Source organism: Psychrobacter sp. W2-37-MNA-CIBAN-0211, assembly GCF_040309405.1.
In the GTDB taxonomy this organism is placed as follows: Bacteria; Pseudomonadota; Gammaproteobacteria; order Pseudomonadales; family Moraxellaceae; genus Psychrobacter; species Psychrobacter glaciei.
In genome coordinates, this window is record NZ_JBEOOU010000603.1 from 1 (window position 1) to 234 (window position 234).

The 234-nt window shown below is 60.7% G+C and carries 1 protein-coding gene; it reads left to right on the forward strand.

Features of this window, described 5'->3' with window-relative positions; genetic code table 11:
* The coding region (locus AAEY72_RS16420; protein ID WP_352311763.1) for a hypothetical protein at positions 1–234 on the forward strand (234 nt) is incomplete at both ends.

Below are 234 nucleotides of genomic sequence, written 5' to 3' on the forward strand. Positions count from 1 at the left end.
TCGTTCCGTCGCAGGACGTTGTATTGGGTCTGTACTACATGACCCGTGAAGCGATCAACGCCAAGGGCGAAGGTCGTGTGTTCGCTGACCTGCAAGAAGTTGACCGTGTGTTCCGTGCCGGCGAAGCCGCACTGCACGCCAAGGTCAAAGTGCGGATCCACGAAACCGTCAACGACCGTGACGGCGGCAGCGTGAGCAACACCCGTATCGTCGACACCACTGTCGGCCGTGCGC